This window comes from Pantoea sp. Seng (genome assembly GCF_009829935.1).
GTDB classification, from domain to species: domain Bacteria; phylum Pseudomonadota; class Gammaproteobacteria; order Enterobacterales; family Enterobacteriaceae; genus Pantoea; species Pantoea communis.
Genome location: NZ_SZZV01000014.1, coordinates 115,671 through 140,698, shown reverse-complemented (window position 1 = coordinate 140,698; position 25,028 = coordinate 115,671). Strand labels below are relative to the sequence as shown.

The following is a 25,028-nucleotide window of genomic DNA, read 5'->3' as shown; positions in this document are numbered from 1 at the left end:
AGCTCGTATGCATCAAAGCCCACGCAGCAAAGGCCGCCCGGAAGCGCTGGCGGAGAAGGTTTATCAGGCATTGAAACAGGACATTTTTGAGTTTCGTTTGATGCCCGGTGACCGCTTTAGCGAAAACGAAATCGCCGATCGGCTCGACGTGAGCCGCACGCCGGTACGTCAGGCGCTGTTTTGGCTGGAGCGCGAGGGCTATGTCGAAGTGTGGTTCCGCAGCGGCTGGCAGGTGAAGCCGTTCGACTTCGAATACTTCGAAGAGCTGTACGACTTCCGCACCGTGCTGGAGCGCGAAGCAGTGCGCCGCCTGTGCGCGCTGCCGCCGCTGGCCTGTGCGGAAATCCTGAACGAACTGAAAGGTTTCTGGATCGATGCGCCACGCCTGGAGGATGGCAAAGCGGTGTCGGCGCACGACGAAGCCTTTCATATGGCGCTGGTAGCCGCCGCGGGCAATCAGGAGATGGCACGCATCCACGCCGAACTGACCGAAAAGATCCGCATCATCCGTCGTCTCGACTTTACCCGTGACGACCGGGTAGATGCGACATACCGCGAACACGCTCAGATTTTACGGGCGATTTTCCAGCAACAAACCGAGGAGGCACAACGCATTTTAACCGACCACATTGCCGTCAGTAAGGCAGAGGTCAGAAAGATCACATTGCATATGTTACAGCAGGCCCGGCTTCAACCCATTGAATAAAAACACTAACACATTTAGAGGGTTAACGATGAAAAGACGTTGGTTGCTAAAAGCTTTTGCGCTCTCCGCCACCGTGACCAGTTTGGGCTTTACCTTTGGTGCCCAGGCCGCTGATACCATCAAAGTCGGCATCATGTCGTCGCTTTCCGGCACCATGGCGATCTCCGAGACGCCGCTGAAAGACGTGGCCCTGATGACCATTGATGAAATCAACGCCAAAGGCGGCGTGCTGGGCAAAAAGCTGGAACCGGTGGTGGTCGATCCGGCGTCTAACTGGCCGCTGTTCGCGGAGAAAGCGCGTCAGCTGTTAACACAGGATAAAGTCGCGGCGGTGTTCGGCTGCTGGACTTCGGTCTCACGTAAGTCAGTGCTGCCGGTGTTTGAAGAGCTGAACGGCCTGCTGTTCTATCCGGTGCAGTACGAAGGCGAAGAGATGTCGCCAAACGTGTTCTACACCGGTGCGGCACCCAACCAGCAGGCGATTCCGGCGGTGGAATACCTGATGAGCGAAGACGGCGGCAGCGCCAAACGCTTCTTCCTGCTGGGTACCGATTACGTCTACCCGCGTACCACTAACAAGATTCTGCGCGCCTTCCTGCACACCAAAGGCATTCAGGATAAAGACATCGAAGAGGTCTATACGCCGTTTGGCTACAGCGACTATCAGACCATCGTTTCTAACATCAAGAAGTTCTCTGCCGGTGGCAAAACGGCCGTGATCTCCACCATCAACGGTGACTCCAACGTGCCGTTCTACAAAGAGCTGGCTAACCAGGGCATTAAAGCCACGGATATTCCGGTGATCGCCTTCTCGGTCGGGGAGGAAGAGTTGCGCGGCATTGATACCAAACCGCTGGTCGGTCAGTTAGCCGCGTGGAACTACTTCGAATCGGTGGATAACCCAACTAACGCGAAATTCGTGGCGGATTACCGTGCTTATGCCAAAGCGCACAACCTGCCGAACGCAGGCACCGTGGTCACCAATGACCCGATGGAAGCGACTTATGTCGGCATCCATATGTGGGCACAGGCGGTAGAAAAAGCGGGTACCACCGATGTGGACAAAGTGCGTGCGGCGATGGCCGGACAGACCTTTAAAGCGCCGGACGGCTTCACGCTGACCATGGATAAAACCAACCACCATCTGCACAAGCCCGTGATGATCGGCGAAGTGGAAGAGAACGGTCAGTTCAACGTGGTGTGGCAGACCGATAAGCCAATCCGCGCTCAGCCCTGGAGCCCGTACATCGCCGGTAATGATAAGAAGCCGGATTATCCGGTGAAATCGACGAAGTAATACGCAAAATGCGCGCTGATGCCCGATCTGGCTCTGTAATGGAGCCAGGGCAAAGGCATCAGCCGCCTGCGGATCTTCTCTGGCAAAGTATGGGAGAGGATGCCGAATGTGATTAACAGCGTTCTTTGCTGGATCGGTCCCCTCTCTCGCTTACGGGAGAGGGTTAGGGTGAGGTCACCAACCGCCCCCAAGCCCAACGACATACAGGATCATCATCATGACAATCCGCCGTTATCTTTGCTGTCTGCTGCTGCTCCTGCCGTGGCTCGCCCAGGCGGGCGATGGCGCGGATTTCGCCGCTGCCAGCCGCACTGATCAGGCCAACCTGCTGCAACAGTGGGCGGCCGCACCGCAGGCCAGCCGCTTGCCGCTGCTGCAGGCACTGCGCAACGAAAGCATGGTCATCGACCAAAATAAACAGCCGTTCAGCAAGCAGGATGACAAACTCATCCCGCTGGATAGCGCACAACAGCCGACGGGTGAGACCAAAAAGCTGTTTATGAACAACCGGCTACGCGTGTTAATCGCCAGCGCCCTCGCCGCCCACCAGCTGGTGAGCGAGGATCCCGCGATTCGCCTGCGTGCCGCCCAACAGTTGCAAAACGACGGTGCCGCCGATCAGTTGCCGCTGATCGAACAGCGTCTCGCCGTGGAAAAAGACACTCAGGTTCACGCCGTGCTCGCCATGGCCGCCGCCTATCTGCAACTTGCTAGCCCGGATGCCCGCGTGCGCCTCAAAGCCGTCACACTGCTCGGTGAGTCCAGCGACCCGAATATGCAGGCCAGCCTCGATCGCTTAACGCAGGCCAGCAACGAACCCGATGCGCAGGTGCGCGCCGCGGCCACGGAGAGCCTGCAACAAATCAAACATCGCCTGATGTGGGGCGATCTCTTCGGTCAGGCGTTTACCGGCCTGTCACTCGGCTCGATCCTGCTGCTAGCCGCGCTGGGTCTGGCGATCACTTACGGCCTGCTTGGCGTGATCAACATGGCGCACGGTGAGATGCTGATGCTCGGTGCGTACGCCACCTGGTTTGTACAAAACTTGTTCCAGCAGTTCGCACCGCAGTGGCTGGCGTGGTATCCGCTGCTGGCGCTGCCTGTGGCATTCCTGATCACCGCGAGCATTGGCATGCTGCTGGAGCGCACCATCATTCGTCATTTATACGGCCGCCCGCTGGAAACCCTGCTCGCCACCTGGGGCATCAGTCTGATGCTGATCCAACTGGTGCGTATGCTGTTTGGCGCACAGAACCTGGAAGTGGCTAACCCAGGCTGGCTGTCTGGCGGCTGGCAAGTGTTGCCTAACCTGGTGCTGCCGTACAACCGTATTGCGGTGATCCTGTTTGTGTTTGCGGTACTCGGCCTGACCTGGCTGCTGCTCAATAAAACGCGTCTGGGCCTGAGCGTGCGCGCCGTGACGCAAAATCGCGCGATGGCCGATTGCTGCGGCGTGCCAACCGGACGCATCGATATGCTGGCGTTTGGTCTGGGCTCTGGCATTGCTGGACTGGGCGGCGTGGCGCTGTCGCAGCTCGGCAACGTCGGCCCGGAACTTGGCCAGGGTTACATCATCGACTCTTTCCTGGTGGTGGTGCTGGGCGGCGTGGGGCAGCTGGCGGGCACCGTGGTAGCGGCCTTCGGCCTGGGCATCCTTAACAAAGTGCTGGAACCGCAGATTGGTGCGGTGCTGGGTAAAATCCTCATCCTCGTGCTGATCGTACTGTTCATTCAGAAACGTCCACAGGGCCTGTTTGCCTTCAAAGGGAGGGTAATAGACTGATGAGCCAACCCCTGACGTTAACGCTGACGCGCAAAGCGCCGCGCCTCAGTATCAGCCTCGGCATCGTGATCTCCTTGCTGCTGCTGGTGCTGCCGTTCTGCGCCCTATTACCCGCCACGCATCCGCTGGCGATCTCTACTTACACGCTGACCTTGATCGGCAAAATCCTCTGCTACGCCATCGTCGCGGTAGCGCTGGATCTGGTATGGGGCTATGCCGGATTGCTGTCTCTTGGACACGGTCTGTTCTTCGCATTAGGCGGCTATGCGATGGGCATGTACCTGATGCGCCAGGCATCGGGCGAGGGCTTACCGGCCTTTATGTCGTTCCTGTCGTGGAATGAGCTGCCGTGGTTCTGGGCCGGCACGCAACATTTTGCCTGGGCGCTGTGTCTGATCATGCTGGTGCCGGGTTTGCTGGCGCTGGTGTTCGGCTACTTCGCCTTCCGCTCAAAAATCAAAGGTGTTTACTTCTCGATCATGACGCAGGCGCTGACCTATGCCGGCATGCTGCTGTTCTTCCGAAATGAAACGGGCTTTGGCGGTAACAACGGTTTTACCGGCTTCACCACCCTGCTCGGCTTTAACGTTACCGCCACCGGCACGCGCATTGGATTGTTCGTCGCCACCGTGCTGCTGTTGTTCATCAGCCTTGGCATTGGCTTCGCGCTGGCGCGCAGTAAGTTTGGGCGGGTGTTGACGGCGGTACGCGATGCCGAAAACCGCCTGATGTTCGTCGGTTACGACCCTAAAGGCTTCAAGCTGTTTGTCTGGACGCTGTCGGCGGTGTTGTGTGGCCTGGCGGGCGCGCTGTATGTGCCGCAGGTCGGCATTATCAATCCCAGTGAAATGTCGCCGACCAACTCGATTGAGGCGGCTATCTGGGTGGCACTCGGCGGGCGCGGCACCTTAATTGGCCCGCTTTTAGGGGCCGCGATTGTAAACGGGGCCAAAAGCTGGTTTACCGTCGCCTTCCCGGAATATTGGCTGTTCTTCCTCGGCCTGATGTTTATCCTCGTCACGCTGTTCCTGCCGCGTGGTGTGATTGGCCTGCTGCGCCGGAGGCGTGATGACTGAGCAACTGTTTACCCAACCCCATCCCGCCGATCGCCATCGCGATCAGAGCGATCCGGTGCTGCAACTGGAGAAGATCAACGTCTCATTTGATGGCTTCCGCGCGCTCACCGATCTGTCGCTGAAGATCGGCGTCGGTGAACTGCGCTGTGTGATCGGCCCCAACGGCGCGGGCAAAACCACGCTGATGGACGTGATCACCGGCAAAACGCGTCCCGATAACGGGCAGGTGATCTATGACCAGGATACCGATCTCACCCGCATGTCGTCGGTGGAGATCGCCCGGGCCGGCATTGGCCGCAAGTTCCAGAAACCCACGGTTTTTGAAGCGCTCACCGTATTCGAAAATCTGGAAATCGCGCTGAAAAACGATAAGTCGGTGTGGGCTAGTTTGCGTGCACGGCTTAACGGCGAACAGCAGGATCGCATCGATGAGGTGCTAAAACTGCTGCGGCTGAGCGGTGAGCGCCAGCGTAAAGCGGGCTTGTTGTCGCACGGTCAGAAGCAGTTTCTTGAAATCGGCATGTTGTTAGTGCAGGACCCGCATCTGCTACTGCTCGACGAACCCGCGGCAGGTATGACCGACGCGGAAACCGAGTACACCGCCGAGCTGTTCCGCAGTCTGGCAGGCAAGCATTCGCTGATGGTGGTGGAACACGACATGGGTTTTGTCGAGACGATTGCCGATCATGTCACGGTACTGCATCAGGGCCAGGTGCTGGCAGAGGGATCGTTACGCGAAGTGCAGGCGAACGATCGGGTCATCGACGTTTATCTGGGGCGCTAAGATGCTGCAAGTATCCGAACTGAATCAATATTATGGCGGCAGCCATATTCTGCGCGGTCTTTCGTTTGAGACGAAACCGGGCGAAATTACCTGCCTGCTGGGCCGCAACGGCGTGGGTAAAACCACGCTGCTGAAATGTCTGATGGGGCTGATTCCGGCGAAATCCGGTGAGATTCGCTGGCAGGATAAGGTGATAAACAGTCGTAAGCCGCACCAGCGTGTACAGGCGGGCATTGCCTATGTGCCGCAGGGCCGTGAAATCTTTCCGCGCCTGACGGTGGAAGAGAATCTGCTGATGGGGCTGGCGCGCTTCCCGGGGTCGCAGGCCAAATCCGTGCCCGAGGAGATTTACGAGTTGTTCCCGGTGCTGCGCGAGATGAAAGCCCGACGCGGCGGCGATCTCTCCGGCGGGCAACAGCAGCAGCTGGCGATCGGTCGGGCGCTGGCTTGCAAGCCACAGCTGTTGATCCTGGATGAGCCCACCGAAGGAATCCAGCCATCAGTGATCAAAGAGATCGGTGCAGTGATCCGCCAGTTAGCCCAGCGCGGTGATATGGCGATCCTGCTGGTTGAGCAGTTTTACGATTTCGCCGCCGAGCTGGCCGATCAGTATCTGGTGATGTCGCGTGGAGAGATCGTACAACGTGGCGCGGGTTCCAATATGGAAGCAGAAGGCGTGCGCGGGTTGGTGGCGATTTAACTTTTAACTGTAGAGTGCACGAAAAGGGCGCCATTGATGGCGCCCTACGACTCAATACCTATCGGTGTAACGGCGTAGTTTGTTGCGCGACGTTACTGAGCCGGCTTCGACTCCAACTGAAATACGCTGATATTCTCCACCAGCGAGCAGACCTGCTGATTCAGCGCGCGTGCCGATTGGGCGGACTGCTGCGACAGCGTGGCGTTCTGCTGGGTGGCGGCATCCATATGCGTCACCGTCAGGTTCACCTGCTCAATACCCACGCTCTGCTCCGCGCTAGCGGATGAGATGTTCTCCATCAGCTCGCACAGCTGCTTCACGCTATCGACAATCTCCTGCATCGACGATCCCGCGCCTTTCACCAGCGTGTTGCCCTGCGCCATCAAACTCACTGAACGATCGGTCAGACCACGAATATCACGCGCTGCGGAAGCGGAGCGCTGTGCCAGCGCACGCACTTCCGACGCTACCACCGCAAAGCCACGCCCGTCATTCCCAGCGCGTGCCGCTTCGACTGCGGCATTGAGTGCCAGAATATTGGTCTGGAACGCGATGCCATCAATCACCGTCACGATCTCGTTGATCTCACGCGAGAACTGGTGGATCTCGCCCATTGCCACCACCACTTTTTCCACCACCTCGCCGCCCTCGCCGGCGCGCTGGCGGGTATCACGCGCGATATCGCTGGCATGGCGTGCGTTCTCGGCATTGTTTTTCACCACGGAAGTCAGCTGCTCCATTGAAGCTGCGGTCTCTTCCAACGCACTGGCCTGCGCTTCGTTGCGCGCCGACAACTCGCGGCTGCCGTGTGCGACCTGATCGGTGGTATCGGCTATTGCCTCAGTCCCCGAACGCACGCCGGTCACAATACGCTTCAGGTTATGGTTCATATCACGCAGCGCCGCCATCAGCTGTGCGGTTTCATCACGTCCTGAGACCGCAATCCGGGCTCGCAGATCACCTGCCGCCACGGTCTTCGCGACGTTAATTGCCTGCTTCAGCGGACGCGTGATGCTCTGCACCAGCCAGGCCGTAATGCACACACCAACCAGCAAGATACAGCCCATCGCGATCAGCAGCAGCATGCGGGTTTTCTGGTAATGGGCGAGGTTGTTGGCTTCTATCTCCTGATGCATCTGCTGCGCGCGTTTCAGCGTGGCAGCCACCAGATCGTCGATTTGCTGTGTCGGTGCGCGGTCGATACCGGTGACCAGATGGTCAACGCGCGCCGCACTGTTAATATCGCTGATGCTGTAGTTTTCCAGTGCCGCCAGATATTTGCTCTCCAGCCCGGCATGCACCGCGCGCGCCTGTTCAACCGGCGCGACAGGTAAGCCCAGCGCGGTTTGGATCTGACTCAACTCGCTGAGCAGCGCCTGCGTCTGCTGGCTCTCTTTCAAAAACGCCTTTTTGTACTTATCGAAGGTCTCCTGCCCTTGGGTGCCGCGCAACAGGGTATTTTTCCACTCCTGTACCTGTATCTTGAACTGCACCTGCGCACTGCGCGCGGTGTCGATGCTGTCGGCAATCAGGACTTCACGTGCCATCACGTCCTGATTGTTTTCCAGCGCCTGCATATTGACTTGCAGTCCGTGCAGTCCCATCAACAATGTGGCGAGCAACAGCAGCGTGGCGAGAAAACCTAGCCGCTGGCCAATTTTAAACTGATTGAGCTTCATAAATCTGAACCCTGGTAAAGAGAGAGGAGAACCAATGTGACGAATGTCGCAGGGGTTATCGTCCAACCGGGCAGTTGGCTTTATAGGATTGGCAAGGATATTGCGTGACAGTTTCGTGAATAGCGAAGCGGTAAAAATTGAGGCGGCGCAAGGGCCGCCAGTGATTACAGAATGCCGGTCTCGACGCTGAAATGTCGCTTCTCGCCGGGTGCCAGCTCAATTAGGGTGCCAGCGCGCTGCGCCGCGTTAAATCCCTCCGGCCGACAGGTGGAAGGCAGCACGTAAGCCGCCACCTGCTGATCGTGATTGTGCAGCAGCCAGCGCGTGGCGTGGGGGAACTGACGGCTATCGAAACGCGTCATCAAGGCATAGCCTTCCGGCGCATGCAGTTCGAACTGCACCTCATGGCCGTACTGCGCCAGATCGTCGGCAAAGAACACGATCTCCGAATCGCACATCTCCGGCTGATCCAACTGCTGCAATGCCTGCGGATCGCGCGCCAGCTGATCGGTATAGGCGGTCCACTGCGGCGTCGGTTTCACGTGCGCCGGGATCGAGGTGCGCAGCTTGAAAGCATCCTGAGGGATCGACTGCTTAAAGCGACCATTGGCCAGCCAGGCGCTGTTCAGATGGCACATGTACTGCAGCGGCATCGGCGCGCCCGCCAGATTGGTGACGTTCATCTCAATCTGCAAGCGCGGCGCGTTAGCGTGCAACCGCACCGCTGGAGAAGCCAGATAGTGATGACCAAAACCTTTCACATATTCGGTTTCCCCTTCCAGAGAAACGCGATCTTGCTCCAGCACCATCCACGCGCTGTCCATACGTGCGCAGGCCATTTCACCGTGCAGCGGATGTTCGTCATCGGGCGCAGGACAGCCGTTCGCCAGCAATCCAGAGTGGAAGGCAAAACAGCCGTAAGTATCGATAATCGAACTGCCTGGCAGCGGCTGTTTAAAGCTGTGCCCCATGGTGAGGGAATGGCCATCGAAGGTCGCATCCCACACCATTTGACCGTAAAACGGCAGCACAATCACCGTGCCACGCTGGTTGCTGATACGCACCGCTTCGACACCCGCCGGATAGCGAAACAACTCGACGTGGAAATAGTCATTGTGCAACAGCGGGCTGGGCGTTTCATGAAACTGCTCACGACGCAGCGGCAAACGGGTTTTCATGGCATCTCCTCAACCAGACGACCTGCCTGCATCGCCTGATTTTTATGGCGCAGTTCGCCCCAGAAATAGAAACCCACCCACGCAAAGCACAACAGAGACACGCCAAACGCCAGTTGCATCGATCCGAGATGATCAGAGGCGAATCCCTGTATAGCCGGGATAAACGCCGCGCCGACAATCGACATGACAATAAACGCGCCTGCCACTTCGGTGTACTTGTTATCCACCGTGGCCAGCGTGCCCGCGTAAATCGTCGCCCAGCAGGGTCCAAACAGCACACTGACAAACACTGCCGCGTAAACAGCGGTAAAGTTTGGCACAAACATCACCCACGCGAGGGTGATCACGCCGAGTACCGAGTAGGCAATCAGCACTTTTTCCGCACGGAACCGTGTCATCAGGAAGTTGGCGACAAACTTACCGATAAAGAAGCAGATAAAGCTGTAAATCATAAAGTTAGACGCGTGGCGTTCGTTTGTCGCACCCAACGTCAACGCCAGACGGATGGTGAAGGACCACACCGCTACCTGCATGCCGACATACAGGAACTGCGCCACGATGCCGCGTTTAAAGTGGCGATTACCGGCCAGATAGCGGAAGGTTTCGCCCAGCGACGGCAGTGACTTCTCACTCGACGCCGGTTTGCAGCGCGGATAACGGGTAAACAGAAACAGCAGCATCACCACCACTAACACCATCACCAGATATTTATACGGCTCCAGCGTGTGTTCCAGCATGCTCAGGCGGAAGGCATGTGCCTGCTCGGCATTCATGCCCGCCATCTGCGTATGCAGACTTTCGCCGTCCTGGAACACCAGATATTTACCCAGCACGATGCCCATCAGCGCGCCAATCGGATAGAACGTCTGGCTGATGTTAAGACGCAGCGTGGCGTGATCGCGATGGCCTATCATCGAGCTATAGGTATTCGCAGCGGTTTCGAGAAAGCTTAAACCAATGGCGATGGCGAAGATCGCCGCGAGGAACATGGTGTAAGTCGCCATATGTGACGCCGGATAGAACAGCACGCAACCGACGATATACAGCACCAATCCCATCAATATCGCCAGCTTGTAAGTGGCTTTGCGGATCACCAGCGAGGCGGGAATCGCGATCAGGAAGTAGCCACCGTAAAAGGCACTCTGCACCAGCGCACTGGCAAAATCGCTCAGCGCAAATACGCTTTTGAATTGCGTAATCAGGATATCGTTTAAGCTCGCGGCACAACCCCACAATGGGAACAGGCACGAGAGCAAAATGAACTGAAACAGTGGCGTCTTATTCAGATAGCCGTCAGATTGCTGAACAATGTTCTGTTGCATGACTCGACCTCAGTTTAGGTTGAGAAAACGCTGGAAGGTTTCCGCGTCCGGGTAGGAACGTTGCGTGCCGCGTCCAGTGACGCTGCAGGCGGCATAGGCCGAGGCTTGCGCCATCGCCGTGGGAATATCGCCGGTCTTCACCAGCGTGTGCGCAAAGCAGCCGATAAAGGCATCACCGGCACCGCTGGTGTCCACCGCCTTCACTGACGTTGGCGCGACCTGATGCAGCGTGTCGCCCGCCATCCACAGTGAACCGCGCGCACCTAGGGTGATAATCAGGTTTTTGAGGCCGCGCTTGAGCAGCGTCTGGCCTGCACGGATCACCTCATTATCGGTTCCGACCGGCATGCCGGTGAGGATCTCCAGTTCGGTTTCGTTAGGCATAAAAAAGTCGCACTTGCAGGCGTAATTGATATCGAGATTCGCCACTGCCGGCGCCGGGTTGAGGATCACTTTGATGTCATGCTGACGGGCAAAATCAATCGCGTAATAGACGGTTTCCAGCGGGATTTCGAGTTGCAGGATAATCAGTTGGCACGCTTTCAGCCCCTCGGCCGCCGCATCAATATCGGCCGGTTTGAGCTGCTGGTTGGCGCCTTTGATGATCAGAATGCGGTTCTGCGATTGATCATCAACAAAGATCGGCGCTACGCCGCTGGAAGTGCCCGGCGCGGTGGTGACAAATTGGGTATCGACGCCCTGTTGTTTCAGGTTCGCCACGGTGTTCGGCGCAAACAGATCGTCACCCACTTTGCTCACCATCATCACGCTGCCGCCCATTTTCGCCGCGGCCACCGCCTGATTTGCGCCTTTGCCACCACAGCCGATGGCGAAATCAGGCGCTTCCAGCGTTTCGCCCGCTTTCGGCATCTGATTGGTGTAGGTAATGAGGTCCACCATATTTGACCCAATAACCGCGATATCCATTGTTTACTCCCCGGTGAATTTTTAGCATTTAAATGTTATTTAAATCACACTAGCAGGTATACAAAGTGATCTGTGTGACAAAATTCACATCCTGAGCAGCGTATGAAAACGATTTTTCTGACAGAAAGGCCCGCAACAATGTTATTATTTTAACAAAACAACATCAGCGCCGTTGACGCTTTCAGCGGGGTGTGGGAAGTTTGCGGGGCGATTTCATTACAGGTAAGATTGAAAAACTGCCGGCTAGATAAGTCGCAAATCATTAAAATATTAGAGATTTACCTTGGTTTGTCGGTGGCGCTTCTCTCGCGCCGACGGGTAAAACTTTTCCCCTCAGGATAGCCATAACACAGAGATGCTCATGGAAACCCGGCGCGAAGAACGTATTCACAAGCTGGCGCAAGCACTGAAGCGCACCGATAAGCTGCACCTGAAAGATGCGGCGCAACTGTTGGGCGTCTCAGAGATGACTATTCGTCGCGATCTGACTGAGCCAGCTTCGACGGTGGTCCTGCTCGGGGGCTACATTGTCAGCGATCCGAAAAGCCATGCCGGGCACTATTTCGTCTCCGACCAGCACGGGCAAAATGCCGCACGCAAACAGCGCCTGGCGCAGGCCGCAGCCAGTTTGATCAGCGAAAATGACACGGTGTTTTTCGACTGTGGCACCACCCTGCCTTATATCGTGGATGCAATTCCGGACACGCTGGCGTTCACCGCGATTTGCTGCGCCATGAACACCTTCCTCGCGCTGAAAGAGAAACCCGCCTGTAATGTGATATTGAGTGGCGGCGAGTTTCATGCCGATAATGCGCTGTTTACGCCGATTGGCGCGCACTCGATCCTCGACGATCTCTGCCCGACGCTGGCCTTTATCTCAGCCGCGGGGATCGATCCGGAACAGGGCGCAACCTGCTATAACATCAATGAGCTAGCGATGAAACATCACGCCATGCTGCGTTCGCGCACGCGCGTGTTAGTGGCGGACAGCAGCAAATTTGGCAAAGTGCTGCCCGCGCGCATTGGCGAGCTACGCCGTTTTGATTTACTGGTGAGTGACAGTGCGCCAGAACCGGCGCTGAAGAGCTGGCTGGCGCAACATAACATCCCGCTGCGCCTGCCTTAAAATTATGCCTTGCGATCGATCACCGCGTCGCCGTCGCGCAGACGGCGCAAGTTATCGCAGATCCCTTTGATAATTCCCTTCATTGAGACATCGGTGACGCCGCCAACGTGTGGCGTCGCGATCACGTTATAGCGGAACACCGGATCTTGTGGATCGGGTGGTTCCTGCCAGAACACATCCAGCCCGGCTCCAGCCAATTTTTTTGTCTCCAGCGCTGCCAGAAAGGCCTGTTTCTCGATCAGTCCACCGCGTCCCAGGTTGATCAGGAAGCTAGCTGGTTTCATCTGCGCCAGCGCATCAGCATTAATGATGTTATGCGTCGCCGCATTGTCAGGCAGACTGAGCACGACAAAATCGGCTTGCTGCAACAGTTCCGGCAACTGCGCCATATTGCCGACCCAGTCGAGTTGATGTTGACGCGCAAAAGCTTCATCCGCTTCACGTTTTACCCCGATCATGCGCATACCAAACGGAGCAAGTCGCTTCGCCAAAGCTTTGCCGATGCCGCCCAGCCCCACCAGTCCCACGGTTTTGCCCATCAGGCCTAAGCCAATGGGTTGACCCAGTCTCTGCTGCGCCAGGCAATCGGCGATCTCATGCTGGCGACGTGCCAGGCCAATCATCATCCAGATCCCCAATTCCGCCACCGAATCGGCATTACCGGAATGGTCGGAGGGAACATTCGCCACCACAATGCCGGCCTTTTTGGCCGCTTCAAGATCGACACCTTCCAGCCCGACACCCGCCTGCTGCACCAGCTTCAGGCGATCGGCCGTGGCGATCAGTCGGGCATCCACCCGGCACATACCAGGAATTAGCGCATCAAAACCGGCCAGACTCTCCGCCGCATGGCCCGCCGAGGCAATAAACTCCATATCCGGTAACGTCTGACGAATGGCCGAAATTAATCCGCCCCAGGCATGTTCATCTGCAGCAATCAGCACTTTCATCGAACCCCCTCCGTTTTCCAGGCAAAAAAGCAGCATAGCGACTGTTGAGTGAGAATCAATCAGTTATCCCCTGTTCAACCCCACTCCAGAAGATTCAACGCCATGCGGCTGTGATTGCCAGGTGAAAACGGCTAAACTTCAGCATCTGAGGTTCCACCATTCACAGACCAGAGGCTCATTACAACGTGGCTCAATTCGTCTATAGCATGCATCGCGTCGGCAAAGTGGTTCCGCCGAAGCGTCACATTCTGAAGAACATCTCTCTTAGCTTCTTCCCTGGCGCCAAAATCGGTGTACTCGGCCTGAACGGCGCGGGTAAATCCACCCTGCTGCGCATCATGGCCGGTATTGATACCGATATCGAAGGGGAAGCACGCCCACAACCGGGCATTAAAGTCGGCTATCTGCCGCAGGAACCCAAACTCAATCCAGAGCACACCGTGCGTGAATCTGTGGAAGAGGCGGTTTCTGAAGTGGTTGGTGCGCTGAAGCGTCTCGACGAAGTGTACGCACTGTATGCCGATCCTGATGCCGATTTCGATAAACTGGCTGCCGAACAAGGTCGTCTGGAAGAAGTGATTCAGGCGCACGATGGCCATAACCTCGACACCCAGCTGAACCGTGCTGCTGATGCGATGCGTCTGCCAGACTGGGATGCCAAAATTGGCAACCTGTCCGGTGGTGAGCGCCGCCGCGTCGCGCTGTGCCGCCTGCTGCTGGAAAAGCCAGACATGCTGCTGCTCGACGAACCGACCAACCACCTGGATGCAGAATCCGTGGCCTGGCTGGAACGTTTCCTGCACGACTTTGAAGGCACCGTGGTGGCGATCACGCACGACCGTTACTTCCTCGATAACGTTGCAGGCTGGATTCTGGAGCTGGACCGCGGTGAAGGTATTCCGTGGGAAGGTAACTACTCTTCCTGGCTGGAGCAGAAAGATCAGCGTCTGGCGCAGGAAGCTTCTTCTGAAGCGGCGCGTCGTAAGTCAATTGAAAAAGAGCTGGAGTGGGTACGTCAGGGCGCGAAAGGCCGTCAGTCTAAGGGCAAAGCCCGTCTGGCGCGTTTCGAAGAGCTGAACAACACCGAATACCAGAAACGTAACGAAACCAACGAATTGTTCATTCCACCAGGTGCGCGCCTCGGCGACAAAGTGCTGGAAGTGACCAACCTGAGCAAATCGTATGGCGACCGCGTACTGATCGACGATCTGACCTTCTCGGTGCCGAAAGGCGCGATTGTCGGCATCATCGGCCCGAACGGTGCCGGTAAATCGACCCTGTTCCGCATGATGTCCGGTCAGGAACAGCCCGATTCTGGCACCATCGAGCTGGGCGAAACCGTCAAGCTGGCGTCTGTGGACCAGTTCCGTGACGCGATGGACAATTCGAAAACCGTGTTTGAAGAAGTGTCAGGTGGTCAGGACATTATGCGCGTCGGCAACGTTGAGATGCCAAGCCGTGCCTATGTCGGCCGCTTCAACTTCAAAGGCACCGATCAGGGCAAACGCGTTGGCGAACTGTCCGGTGGTGAGCGTGGTCGTCTGCACCTCGCGAAACTGCTGCAGGTTGGCGGCAACCTGTTGCTGCTCGATGAACCGACCAACGACCTGGACATCGAAACCCTGCGCGCGCTGGAAAACGCCCTGCTGGAGTTCCCAGGCTGTGCCATGGTGATCTCGCATGACCGTTGGTTCCTCGACCGTATCGCCACCCACATCATCGATTATCAGGATGAAGGTAAGGTGGAGTTCTTCGAAGGTAACTTTACCGAGTACGAAGAGTACAAGAAACGCACCCTCGGCGCTGACGCGCTGGAGCCGAAACGTATCAAGTACAAGCGTATGGCGAAGTAATTGTTATGATGTGAAAAAGGCGCCGATTGGCGCCTTTTTTATTGCTGGAGGGTTAGGCCCCCAGCATCTGCTTCACCAGTTCAACGCAGCGCAGGAAGCGCGTGTCGTAGTCATCCTCTTTGACATGGACGAAGTCGATATTGTTTTCACGCAACATGGTCACCAGCATCGACTGAAACTCGCGGCGATCCATTGAGCTGCCCAGGCTGCGCAAACCGTCAGCCACCCACGGCACATTGTTCTCCAGCAAGATCACCAGATCGAAACGGTACTCATCGATCAGCGCCTGCACAAACGGATGCTCGCGCCCTTCATACTTGAGGCAAAACGCCTGCGTGGTGACAAAATCGGTATCGATAAACGCCACTTTGCTGGCGTATTTCACCGCGAAATCAATGTACTGCGCCTGCCCTAAGGCAATCTTGTCGTAGTCTGAATACTGCAGCGCCATCTCATCGCCACCGAGGTGCGAGAACACATAATCGCGGCCATATTCCCACGCGCTGGTGGTATTGAAGATATTTGCCAGCTTGTTGACCAGCGTGGATTTGCCGCTGGATTCCCCGCCTAGGATCGCCACGGTGCGCACAAAGAACGGCTTCACTTCGGTGGGAATATATTCCCAGTAGCGGAACGGATCCTGGCGAATCTGCCCGCCGCTGATGTTCATAAAGGATCGGTTGGGATCGATCACCACCGTCGAGATGCCGAGATGCTGTTGATACATCGCCGCATCCGGCTCTTCACTGGTGTAAATGCAATCCGGCTCAATGCCCTGCTCGGAGAGGAATTTCTTTACCCCTTCGCTCCACACATCCCAGCCGTGTGGATAAGGTTCGATCCCCTCTTCATCAAACGAGTGGATGCGGATGTTCTTCTGGTACTTGAAGGTCTGTAACAACCAACGCAGACGATCGCTGACGGTCGGCTGCTGTGACATGGCACTGTTTTCAAACAGCTCACGATCGCGCGGATCGTCATGGCCCATGATGATGTGCAGCTCATCCACCTGGCTGCAGGCGCGCTGGATCAGATAGATGTGGCCGGTGTGCAGCGGGTAGAACTTACCGAACACCACGCCAACGGTTTTGTCACGACGGGGGAATTCCAGCCCAAGAAATCGATGCAGTGCTTCCAGCTTTTGCGCGCTGGGGCTTTTGATTTTGGCATTCAGCAACTGGCTCAAGTAGCCTTTGGTCATCCCGCTGGCATCTGCAACCTGCTGCAGCGTATGGCCCTGCTGGCGTATGGCGGTTTTCAGGTAGTCGAACGATGACATTTGGTGCCTCCTGCATGGGAAAGAATGGGATGGGGTATGCGCTGGCCCTCACCCCGGCCCTCTCCCGTTTACGTGAGAGGGAAAAGTCTGTGCGGTACGTTTATCAAGATGCGCATGAATGCGCACGCTACAGTGACGGTGAAAGGCAGGGGCGGCAGGTATGCCGCCCGGCGAAATTACAGCTCGTCTAATATCGCCAGCGCATCCGCCAGCTTCTTCGCGCTATACACCTTCATGCCTTCAATCGCTTTCTTCGGTGCATTGCCCGCCGGCACAATCGCGCGTTTGAAACCGTGCTTGGCCGCTTCGGATATGCGCTCCTGACCACTTGGCACCGGACGTATCTCGCCCGCCAGCCCCACCTCGCCGAAGATCACCAGATCCTGCGGCAGCGGACGATCGCGCAAGCTTGATACCATTGCCAGCAGCAGCGCAAGGTCAGCACTGGTTTCGGTAACTTTCACACCGCCGACCACGTTGACGAACACATCCTGATCCGCCATCTGCAAACCACCGTGTCGATGCAGCACTGCCAGCAAAATCGCCAGACGGTTTTGCTCCAGCCCAACAGCGACGCGACGCGGGTTGCCCATCATCGAGTGATCCACCAGCGCCTGAATCTCCACCAGCAGCGGACGCGAACCTTCCCACACCACCATAACCGAACTGCCAGAGGTGACTTCATCTCCACGTGACAGGAAAATGGCGGATGGATTGCTGATTTCACGCATGCCCTGCTCGGTCATGGCGAACACGCCCAATTCGTTCACCGCACCGAAGCGGTTTTTATGACTGCGCAGCGTGCGGAAACGGGAATCGGCATCGCCATCCAGCATCACTGAACAGTCGATGCAGTGCTCCAGCACTTTTGGCCCGGCCAGCGAGCCATCTTTGGTCACGTGGCCGACCATCACAATCGCCACGCCGCGTGTTTTAGCGAAGCGCGTCAGGTAAGCGGCAGTTTCACGCACCTGCGCTACGCTCCCGGGCGAAGACTGGATATCCGCCATGTGCATCACCTGGATGGAGTCGATAACCATCAGTTTCGGCTGCTCCTGCTCGGCGATCAGACAGATCTGCTCGATGCTGGTTTCCGACAACATATTCAGGTTTTCAGTGGGCAATCCCAGACGATGGGCGCGCATCGCGACCTGTTGCAGTGACTCTTCGCCAGTGACGTACAGGGTTTTCATCCCTTCGGACAGCTTGCACATCACCTGCAACAGCAGCGTCGATTTACCGGCTCCCGGATTACCTCCGATCAAAATCGCACTGCCTGGCACTACGCCGCCCCCCAACACGCGATCAAACTCTTTGAAGCTGGTGGAGAAACGCGGCACGGCTTCGAGGCTGATTTCGGACAGCTTCTGCACCCGACTGGGCCCCGCGCTGCCGGCATAGCCACTCAGGCGATCGTTACGCGCTGCCGTAGGCGAGGCGGCAATACGCACCTCGGTGATGGTGTTCCACGCGTTGCAGGCGCTGCATTGCCCCTGCCAGCGTGGATAATCTGCGCCACACTCGTTACAAACGAAGGCGCGTTTTGCCGCTTTGGCCAAATCAAATCCTCAGTTAACGCTCTTCGTGAATCAGGCTGCCGGTCAGGATGCAGAACACCCCCATCAGATCGGCATGACGGATAATGATCGACGCCTGCTCATTCACTTTTGGTTTAGCATGGTAAGCGATACCCAATCCCGCCGCCTTGATCATCGGCAGATCGTTGGCGCCATCGCCAATCGCAACCGTTTGTTCTGGCGCGATTTCATGACGTTCAGCGAGATTCTTCAGGGTATCGGCTTTAAATTGGGCATCCACAATCTGCCCCAGCACTTCGCCCGTCAGCTTACCATCGCGCATTTCCAGCTCGTTGGCGACGGCCGCAGCCAGATGCAATGTCTGACGCAAATGGTCGGCGTAGTAAGTGAAGCCGCCGGAGGCAATCGCCACCTGCCAGCCCAGCGCCTGCAGTTTATGTACCAGCGTGGTCAGGCCCGGCATCAGAGGCAGCGTATCGCGTACCTGCTTAAGGATGTTGGCATCAGCGCCCGCCAGTTTTGCCACGCGCTCACGCAGGCTGGCTTTGAAGTCCAGCTCACCGCGCATCGCGCGTTCGGTGACTTCTGACACCTGCTCGCCGCAGCCCGCCATTTTGGCGATCTCATCGATGCATTCGATCTGAATCGCGGTGGAATCCATATCCATCACCAGCAATCCTGGGGTTTTCAGATGCGGGATCTTGCCAAGCGGCGCCACATCAAATCCCACATCGTGCGCCAGTTTGGTCGCACGGGGCGTCAGCGAACCGGCCAGACGAACCACCTGATACTCGTCGACATTCCAGGCACTGACGATCACCATCGCCGCACCCAGCAGATGCTGATAATCGGTCAGTTTTTGTTTATCGAGTCCGCGCCCATACAGCAACCAGCCAGTCCGACCGGCACGGTAATCCAGCGGCATCACTTCATCACCGCTGAGAGAAAGGGGTAGACCCGGCCAGAGTGAAACATCGGCGGGCAGATCGCACCAGGTAAGACGATTTGGCATTACAGCTCCTGTAGGGACAACAAAACCACGCAAGAGGCTACCTTGTCTGCGCGGGTTCTGGCAACATAATTGCCAGCCTTTCTGCTGTTACATCACACGGGTTTCTGATGGTTAAAACCGCACTGAAATTTCGCCTGCATCGCACGGTGATTGTTCTTATCTCGCTGGCCCTGTTAGTGGTGCTGATGCAAGGGGCATCCTGGTTCAGTCTCGGCCACCAAATGGCACGCTCTGAGCAGGTGGAAGAACTCGCGCATACGCTGACGCGCCAGGTGGCATTTAGCCTCAAACCGCTGATGGACAACAGCGACGACAACCGTACGCAAATCGAAGCCATCCTTAATCAGATGACCGATAACAGCCGCATTCTGGATGCCTCGGTGTATGCCGACGACGGCAGCCTGGTGGCGCACAGCGGCGAAAGCATTAACGTGCGCGATCGTCTGGCGCTGGATGGTAAACGTGCCGGCAGCTACTTCAACCATCAAATCGTACAGCCGCTGGAAGGCAAAGAGGGGCCACAGGGATTCCTGCGCGTGACGCTGGATACCCACGTGCTGGTCACCGAATCACGCCAGGTGGACAACACCACCAACATTTTGCGGTTGATGATGCTGCTGGCGCTGGCGATTGGCATCATCCTGACACGCACCCTGCTGCGCGACCGCCGTACCCGCTGGCAGCAATCACCGTTCCTGCTCACCGCCAGCCGCGCGGTAAAAGAGGATAAGGAACGAGAGGAAGAAGAAGCGGCCAGTAACTCAGAGAATGAAAAAAGCCTTTAAGCCATTTTGCGGATGGTCTCATCCAGCGTATCCAACTGCTGCCATGCTTGCGTGGCGATACGCTGGAAGTTGGCGCTGAACGTTTCGTCATCCGCAATCGCCTGCCAGTAGGTTTTCGCCATAGTGCTGGCAGCACGCCACACCTCACCTGGTAATGAAAAATCCAGCGTTAATGACAGTTCATCACGCATATGCCCCTGCGCGTTCGGTGCCAGTGCCATAGGCAGCATGTCGTAGGCTGGCGTCAGACTGAATTTTTCCTGGTCGGTGAAGAAAGACAAATTCCCTGCGTGCATATCACTGTTACCAATCAGGCGACCAAATGCCCATTGCAAGGTGCCACGCTGTAGGGTGACATCATCAATGCGCTGCTGATGGTGCAGTTCACGCAGCGCGGCAGGCCAGTGTTGTTGATGACCAACAAACTCTGCGCTGACGGCCTCAAGTGAACTCATCTCACGTCGACCACGCTCACCGATGCGATCAAAACGCTGCACTTCGAGAAATAACTGCTCTGCACCTTCAATCAACTGGCTCTGCGCCGCGGCCACGCCTGTAGCATGCAAATGCTTTAATGCCAGATGTTCCGCACGTAGCAAATCGCGCCAGCGCTGCGCATTATCACTGTGGCGCGCCACAGTGAATTTCACCAGACAGTGACGATCGCCATTGTCTGTCGCGGCATAACAGAGGAATTTAGGTTGCTCGCCCCCCGCTGATGACCCGGGCTCATCCCCACTCAGCGCATGATGTGCTCGCTGCGGATACGTTAACGTTTTCTCTTTTTCGCTGATGGCGTGCGGTGCTTCCTGCTCTAACCAACGCTGATAGGTGCGTTCACCGATGATGAACGCGCCCGGCATATCGACACCACCGCTTGCCAACGCCATTAAGCACTGATCATCACTCCACAGGCGAATGTCATCATTCAATCCTAATGGGTGGGCATTCTCTCTACCCCACTGACGACCGATAAAGCCCTGCGGGCGCATATCCTGTAAAAACCACGGCAACCCTTCGAAAAAGTGGCCTCGGCCCTGCTCATCCTGATGCAGGCAACTGCCCTGCGGCCAGGTGGGTAACAAAGCACCCGCGGGCTGCGCCTGGCCTTGTGCAGAAATGCGATACAGTGGGAAGCGGCTTTCGCCGCGAATCGGACGGAGCAAGGCATAACGCGTCGCGCGGGCTTTGCCCCATTTCACGATTTGGGGCTGTTGTCGTAATTGCCGCGACAACGTCGCCTGACTAATGCCAGAGCGTTGCAGTAAATCGGCTGCACTGAGCGGCCCCGCTAGCAGCAAACTTTGCAGATCGGCCATTGTCGTTCACCCTACCAGCGTCTGATGAATAGATTCGTGAATAGATTTATGCATAGATTTTATCATAAAAAAAGCCCGCACAGCGGGCTTCTTCGAATCATCACAACGTTAACGGTGAATAGATACTTTTAGCGTTCTGTCAGCAACGCCTGCAGCTCTGCCAGGGTCTTCACCTGCCAGGTCGGTTTAATATGTTCCGGTAACGGGCGTGTGCCGTGATCGATCCAGCAGGTTTTTAGCCCGGCATTCATCCCACCCAGAATGTCAGACTCAGGTGTATCACCGACCATCAACACCCGGCTGCGATCCGGGTTGCCAAGCAACGCCAGCGTGTGGTCGAAAATCGCCACATCCGGCTTCGGTACGCCGACCTGCTCAGAAATCACCAGCTCATCAAAGAACTCGCGGAATCCGGTACGTTCCAGACGTGCTTGCTGCAAAGCGGTGAAGCCGTTGGTAATGATGGCGATCTTCACCTTTCCCTTCAGCGCATTGAGCAACTCAGCAGCACCGTCGAGAGGCAGGCAAATATCTGCCATCGCACTGAGGAAATCACTGTTCAGCACTTCAGGCGCGACGCTGAGTTTCTCACCCCACAGGGTGAAACGACGTGTTTGCAGCTGCAAGGCTGAAATGGTGCCGTTTTGATAATCGACCCACAGCGGTTTGTTGATCGCCTGATAATCGGCGTAATCCTGATCGCTGAAGTGCACGTCATAGCTGGCAAACATGCGCTGTAAACCGGCGTAAGCGTCAAAATGAAAAAGTGTGTCATCCGCATCAAACAGGATGCAGTCCCAGTCGTTTAACATAGTGTCCCTTTTTAGAGAGTGAGCGCCATGATAATGGCATCTTCACGGCCGTTGGCGGTGGGATAGTAGCTGGGTCGTACGCTGACCTGATGGAAATCCAGTTGCTCATACAACGCAATCGCCGGGTGATTCGAGGCTCGCACCTCTAGCCACAGCGTCAGCACTTCGCGCTTTTCCAGTTCAGCAATCAAATGCTGCAGCAGCTGGCGCGCAAAGCCGCGGCGCTGGAAATCCGGATCGACCGCAATGTTGAACAGCGAGGCCTCATCCAGTACCACTTGCGTAATGGCAAATCCGGCCAGTTTACCCTCAGCTTCCAGACGATAATTCACAAAACGTTCGCCCTGATTGCTGGCAAACGTCTGCTCGCTCCACGGAAAGGCGTGGCTGCGACGTTCAATGGCCAGCAGCTGCGGCTGGTCTTCAGGGGTGACTAAAGAGATGGCTGTCATGGTTACACATCTGTTGCCACAGGGCGCGTTTTGCCGCACCACTGCTGATTAATTCGTTGAAAACGGCGGTGCAAAAGGTGATGCCGTTAAAGGTGTATTCGCTCTCGACGCCCAGCAACCAACCGGCACAATCCACCTGCTCAGGCAGCATCGGCAGCTGTTCCGGCGTCAGCGTCATCACCTGCGAAGGCTGAATATTCAGGGCATGCAGGACATCGCGAATTAAGGGTTCCTGCAGCGCGGGGGCATGCTCAGCCACCAACACCAGGCGGGTGTCCGGGGCCAGCGTCACGGCAATTTCGCCCTGCAGCACGCGCGGACGCCGCAATTGATACTGCGTAATCCCCATTTGCTGTAGAAGCCAGTCGCGCCTTGTGCTCATGCTATTACCCGTTATGCTGCCAGAATGCGACGCTATGCTAGCAAACCCATCGAACATGCGCCAACAAAGCACTATAATCCCCGCTCTGATTTAACAGGAGCGTTCCATGTCTGCTTTTACCCCGGCCAGCGAAGTCATTCTGCGCCACAGTGATGAATTTACCGCCCGCCATGTTTTGTTTGCTGGCGACCTGCAGGATGACCTGCCCGCCCAGCTGGAAACCGCATCAACGCGCGTGCACACCCAGCAGTACCATCACTGGCAGAACCTGAGCCGTCGCCTCGGTGAACGTGCGGTTTACAGCATGGTGGCCACTGCCGCCGATGTTGAAGGCTGCGATACGCTGGTTTATTTCTGGACGAAGAACAAGCCAGAAGCGCAGTTCCAGCTGCAAAACCTGCTGTCGCTGATGCCGGTCGGCTGCGATATCTTTGTGGTCGGTGAAAACCGCAGCGGCGTGCGCAGTGCAGAAGGCATGCTGGAAGACTGGACGAAACTGGAAAAAGTCGACAGTGCACGTCGTTGCGGTCTCTATCATGGTCGTCTGGATACACAGCCAACCTTTGATGCCAGCAGCTACGGCAATAGTTACATGATCGAGCACCTCACCATCCACACGCTGCCGGGTGTATTCAGCCGCGATGGTCTGGATATCGGTAGCGATCTGCTGCTCTCCACGCTGGAGCCGCACTTCCGTGGCAAAGTGCTGGATATCGGCTGCGGCAGCGGCGTGCTGGCCACCGTGATGGCACAAATCTCCCCGCGCGTGCGGTTGTGGCTCTGTGATGTGCATGCCGCAGCGATTGAAGCCAGTAAGCTGACGCTGGCCGCCAACGAACTGGAAGGGGAAGTGTTCGCCAGTAACGTCTTCTCGGATGTCACAGGCCGTTTCGATATGATCATCTCTAATCCACCGTTCCATGACGGCCTGCAAACCAGCCTCGATGCGGCCAACACGCTGATTCGTGGTGCCTTGAAGCATCTGAACAGCGGCGGTGAACTGCGTATTGTGGCTAACGCCTTCCTACCCTATCCGCAGATTCTGGATGAGACCTTCGGTAACCACGAAGTGCTGGCGCAGACCGGACGCTTTAAAGTCTACCGTGCCGTCTACGGACGCGGCGCCAAAGCGCGTAAATAACCCATTTTGCGCTTCCCGACGGTGAAAATGTTGTTTTTTGCAGCAATCGTTTCATCGTCGTGAAATATGTATTGACGCAAAGAGTAAAATCTCTAGAATGCGCCTCCGTGGTTAGCAATACTTTAGAGTGTTGCAGGGTACGCGACGGTGGCGGAATTGGTAGACGCGCTAGCTTCAGGTGTTAGTGTCCTTACGGACGTGAGGGTTCAAGTCCCTCCCCTCGCACCAATAATCACAAAGTTTATATCATAGCACTGAGCGATGGTGGCGGAATTGGTAGACGCGCTAGCTTCAGGTGTTAGTGTTCTTACGGACGTGAGGGTTCAAGTCCCTCCCTTCGCACCAATGCGATGGTATAAACAAGACAAGTAAAGACAACACAATGCGATGGTGGCGGAATTGGTAGACGCGCTAGCTTCAGGTGTTAGTGTTCTTACGGACGTGAGGGTTCAAGTCCCTCCCTTCGCACCACGTTGTCTTATTTTCCTGGCAGTCAATTCCCAATGTTGAATTAAACCAAAAAAATCACGCGCTAAGCGTGTTTTGTCGTTTCTGCCGTTCGAAAACGGCATCAAATAATGTGGAAGTTCACCGTAACGGCCGCAGCGCCCCCGGCCAATGCCAGGCAAGAAGGCAGCAGCAGATAGTGACGCAGACGATGATGGAACAACATCACTACTGTCATCAACAGCGCAACAATCATCACCACGCGCCACTGGCTGAAACTCGGCTCCCACAGCGCAAAAATCGGTAAAGCCGCACAGGGCAACAAGACTCCCCAACCACTGTCTAGCCGCTTACCCATCATCCAGCTCACGCCCCATAAGCCGCAGGCAGCCATCATCGCCATGATCATCGCGCAACCCTCAAATGATAAATATTCGTATTATCATATGACAATATTTCTCATCTTGCAGCGAATTTTTT

The 25,028-nt window shown here is 56.5% G+C and carries 23 protein-coding genes and 3 tRNA genes; 13 read left to right on the top strand and 13 right to left on the bottom strand.

Features of this window, described 5'->3' with window-relative positions:
* The first annotated feature begins 7 nt into the window (after positions 1 to 7).
* The 6 genes from FD737_RS15895 (at position 8) to urtE (ending at position 6,346) form a co-directional block, all read left to right on the top strand.
* A complete protein-coding gene (locus FD737_RS15895; protein WP_034826206.1) occupies positions 8 to 706 on the top strand; it encodes a GntR family transcriptional regulator in 699 nt (232 codons plus the stop codon).
* A gap of 28 nt (positions 707 to 734) precedes the next feature.
* Positions 735 to 2,003, top strand: a complete 1,269-nt coding sequence (urtA, locus tag FD737_RS15890; RefSeq protein ID WP_160833985.1) for an urea ABC transporter substrate-binding protein — start codon at positions 735 to 737, stop codon at positions 2,001 to 2,003.
* Positions 2,004 to 2,220: 217 nt separating this feature from the next.
* A complete protein-coding gene (gene urtB / locus FD737_RS15885) occupies positions 2,221 to 3,786 on the top strand; it encodes an urea ABC transporter permease subunit UrtB (RefSeq protein WP_160833984.1) in 1,566 nt (521 codons plus the stop codon).
* Positions 3,786 to 4,862, top strand: coding sequence for an urea ABC transporter permease subunit UrtC (urtC, locus tag FD737_RS15880; RefSeq protein ID WP_160833983.1), 1,077 nt, complete (start codon positions 3,786 to 3,788; stop codon positions 4,860 to 4,862). The genes urtB and urtC overlap by 1 nt, the downstream gene beginning before the upstream one ends.
* Positions 4,855 to 5,646 carry an urea ABC transporter ATP-binding protein UrtD gene (gene urtD / locus FD737_RS15875; RefSeq protein ID WP_034826215.1) on the top strand — a complete coding sequence of 264 codons (792 nt, stop codon included), beginning with the start codon at positions 4,855 to 4,857 and terminating at the stop codon, positions 5,644 to 5,646. The genes urtC and urtD overlap by 8 nt, the downstream gene beginning before the upstream one ends.
* A gap of 1 nt (position 5,647) precedes the next feature.
* A complete protein-coding gene (gene urtE / locus FD737_RS15870) occupies positions 5,648 to 6,346 on the top strand; it encodes an urea ABC transporter ATP-binding subunit UrtE (protein ID WP_097118302.1) in 699 nt (232 codons plus the stop codon).
* A 92-nt stretch (positions 6,347 to 6,438) separates the two neighbouring features.
* Here the strand turns inward: urtE and FD737_RS15865 are convergent, their stop codons facing one another.
* The 4 genes from FD737_RS15865 to rbsK form a co-directional block, all read right to left on the bottom strand.
* Positions 6,439 to 8,025 carry a methyl-accepting chemotaxis protein gene (locus tag FD737_RS15865; RefSeq protein ID WP_160833982.1) on the bottom strand — a complete coding sequence of 529 codons (1,587 nt, stop codon included), beginning with the start codon at positions 8,023 to 8,025 and terminating at the stop codon, positions 6,439 to 6,441.
* Between the two features lie 164 nt (positions 8,026 to 8,189).
* Complete coding sequence (locus FD737_RS15860; RefSeq protein WP_160833981.1) at positions 8,190 to 9,203, bottom strand: aldose 1-epimerase family protein; 1,014 nt, start codon at positions 9,201 to 9,203, stop codon at positions 8,190 to 8,192.
* Complete coding sequence (gene fucP / locus FD737_RS15855; RefSeq protein WP_160833980.1) at positions 9,200 to 10,525, bottom strand: L-fucose:H+ symporter permease; 1,326 nt, start codon at positions 10,523 to 10,525, stop codon at positions 9,200 to 9,202. Before fucP ends, FD737_RS15860 begins: the two co-directional genes overlap by 4 nt.
* Before the next feature lie 9 nt (positions 10,526 to 10,534).
* Positions 10,535 to 11,452 carry a ribokinase gene (gene rbsK / locus FD737_RS15850; RefSeq protein ID WP_097118297.1) on the bottom strand — a complete coding sequence of 306 codons (918 nt, stop codon included), beginning with the start codon at positions 11,450 to 11,452 and terminating at the stop codon, positions 10,535 to 10,537.
* A 361-nt stretch (positions 11,453 to 11,813) separates the two neighbouring features.
* On the opposite strand from rbsK, the gene deoR reads away from it, so the two are divergent.
* Positions 11,814 to 12,578 (top strand): DNA-binding transcriptional repressor DeoR, encoded by a 765-nt coding sequence (deoR, locus tag FD737_RS15845; RefSeq protein WP_058959460.1) that lies wholly within the window; start codon positions 11,814 to 11,816, stop codon positions 12,576 to 12,578.
* A 2-nt stretch (positions 12,579 to 12,580) separates the two neighbouring features.
* Here the strand turns inward: deoR and FD737_RS15840 are convergent, their stop codons facing one another.
* On the bottom strand, positions 12,581 to 13,528 hold the full coding sequence (locus tag FD737_RS15840) for a 2-hydroxyacid dehydrogenase (RefSeq protein ID WP_160833979.1): 948 nt from the start codon (positions 13,526 to 13,528) through the stop codon (positions 12,581 to 12,583).
* A 185-nt stretch (positions 13,529 to 13,713) separates the two neighbouring features.
* Between FD737_RS15840 and ettA the strand changes: the two genes are divergently transcribed.
* Entirely contained in the window at positions 13,714 to 15,381 is a 1,668-nt protein-coding gene (ettA, locus tag FD737_RS15835; RefSeq protein ID WP_072017012.1) for an energy-dependent translational throttle protein EttA, read from the top strand.
* 52 nt (positions 15,382 to 15,433) lie between these two features.
* Here the strand turns inward: ettA and nadR are convergent, their stop codons facing one another.
* The 3 genes from nadR to serB all read right to left on the bottom strand — a co-directional run bounded on the left by nadR (position 15,434) and on the right by serB (position 19,210).
* Complete coding sequence (gene nadR, locus FD737_RS15830) at positions 15,434 to 16,660, bottom strand: multifunctional transcriptional regulator/nicotinamide-nucleotide adenylyltransferase/ribosylnicotinamide kinase NadR (protein ID WP_034826244.1); 1,227 nt, start codon at positions 16,658 to 16,660, stop codon at positions 15,434 to 15,436.
* Positions 16,661 to 16,836: 176 nt separating this feature from the next.
* Entirely contained in the window at positions 16,837 to 18,219 is a 1,383-nt protein-coding gene (gene radA, locus FD737_RS15825) for a DNA repair protein RadA (RefSeq protein WP_160833978.1), read from the bottom strand.
* Between the two features lie 13 nt (positions 18,220 to 18,232).
* Positions 18,233 to 19,210, bottom strand: a complete 978-nt coding sequence (gene serB / locus FD737_RS15820; protein WP_160833977.1) for a phosphoserine phosphatase — start codon at positions 19,208 to 19,210, stop codon at positions 18,233 to 18,235.
* Positions 19,211 to 19,317: 107 nt separating this feature from the next.
* On the opposite strand from serB, the gene FD737_RS15815 reads away from it, so the two are divergent.
* Entirely contained in the window at positions 19,318 to 19,995 is a 678-nt protein-coding gene (locus FD737_RS15815; protein ID WP_160833976.1) for a YtjB family periplasmic protein, read from the top strand.
* On the opposite strand, the gene yjjJ is transcribed toward FD737_RS15815, so the two are convergent.
* The 4 genes from yjjJ to FD737_RS15795 all read right to left on the bottom strand — a co-directional run bounded on the left by yjjJ (position 19,992) and on the right by FD737_RS15795 (position 22,960).
* Positions 19,992 to 21,314, bottom strand: coding sequence for a type II toxin-antitoxin system HipA family toxin YjjJ (gene yjjJ / locus FD737_RS15810; protein ID WP_160833975.1), 1,323 nt, complete (start codon positions 21,312 to 21,314; stop codon positions 19,992 to 19,994). The genes FD737_RS15815 and yjjJ overlap by 4 nt on opposite strands.
* A gap of 128 nt (positions 21,315 to 21,442) precedes the next feature.
* A complete protein-coding gene (gene yjjG, locus FD737_RS15805) occupies positions 21,443 to 22,126 on the bottom strand; it encodes a pyrimidine 5'-nucleotidase (protein ID WP_058959391.1) in 684 nt (227 codons plus the stop codon).
* A gap of 11 nt (positions 22,127 to 22,137) precedes the next feature.
* Positions 22,138 to 22,578 (bottom strand): ribosomal protein S18-alanine N-acetyltransferase, encoded by a 441-nt coding sequence (rimI, locus tag FD737_RS15800; protein ID WP_160833974.1) that lies wholly within the window; start codon positions 22,576 to 22,578, stop codon positions 22,138 to 22,140.
* Positions 22,550 to 22,960 carry a DNA polymerase III subunit psi gene (locus FD737_RS15795; RefSeq protein ID WP_160833973.1) on the bottom strand — a complete coding sequence of 137 codons (411 nt, stop codon included), beginning with the start codon at positions 22,958 to 22,960 and terminating at the stop codon, positions 22,550 to 22,552. The genes rimI and FD737_RS15795 overlap by 29 nt, the downstream gene beginning before the upstream one ends.
* 106 nt (positions 22,961 to 23,066) lie before the next feature.
* Here FD737_RS15795 and rsmC point away from each other — a divergent pair, with 106 nt between their 5' ends.
* The 4 genes from rsmC (at position 23,067) to FD737_RS15775 (ending at position 24,572) form a co-directional block, all read left to right on the top strand.
* Complete coding sequence (rsmC, locus tag FD737_RS15790) at positions 23,067 to 24,101, top strand: 16S rRNA (guanine(1207)-N(2))-methyltransferase RsmC (RefSeq protein ID WP_097118292.1); 1,035 nt, start codon at positions 23,067 to 23,069, stop codon at positions 24,099 to 24,101.
* A gap of 141 nt (positions 24,102 to 24,242) precedes the next feature.
* Positions 24,243 to 24,329: transfer RNA gene (locus tag FD737_RS15785), tRNA-Leu, on the top strand.
* Positions 24,330 to 24,359: 30 nt separating this feature from the next.
* A tRNA-Leu gene (locus FD737_RS15780) sits at positions 24,360 to 24,446 on the top strand.
* Between the two features lie 39 nt (positions 24,447 to 24,485).
* Positions 24,486 to 24,572, top strand: a tRNA-Leu gene (locus tag FD737_RS15775).
* Between the two features lie 100 nt (positions 24,573 to 24,672).
* Here the strand turns inward: FD737_RS15775 and FD737_RS15770 are convergent.
* Positions 24,673 to 24,957: a DUF1435 domain-containing protein gene (locus FD737_RS15770; RefSeq protein ID WP_097118291.1), complete on the bottom strand. Its 285-nt coding sequence runs from the start codon at positions 24,955 to 24,957 to the stop codon at positions 24,673 to 24,675.
* Positions 24,958 to 25,028 lie beyond the last annotated feature (71 nt).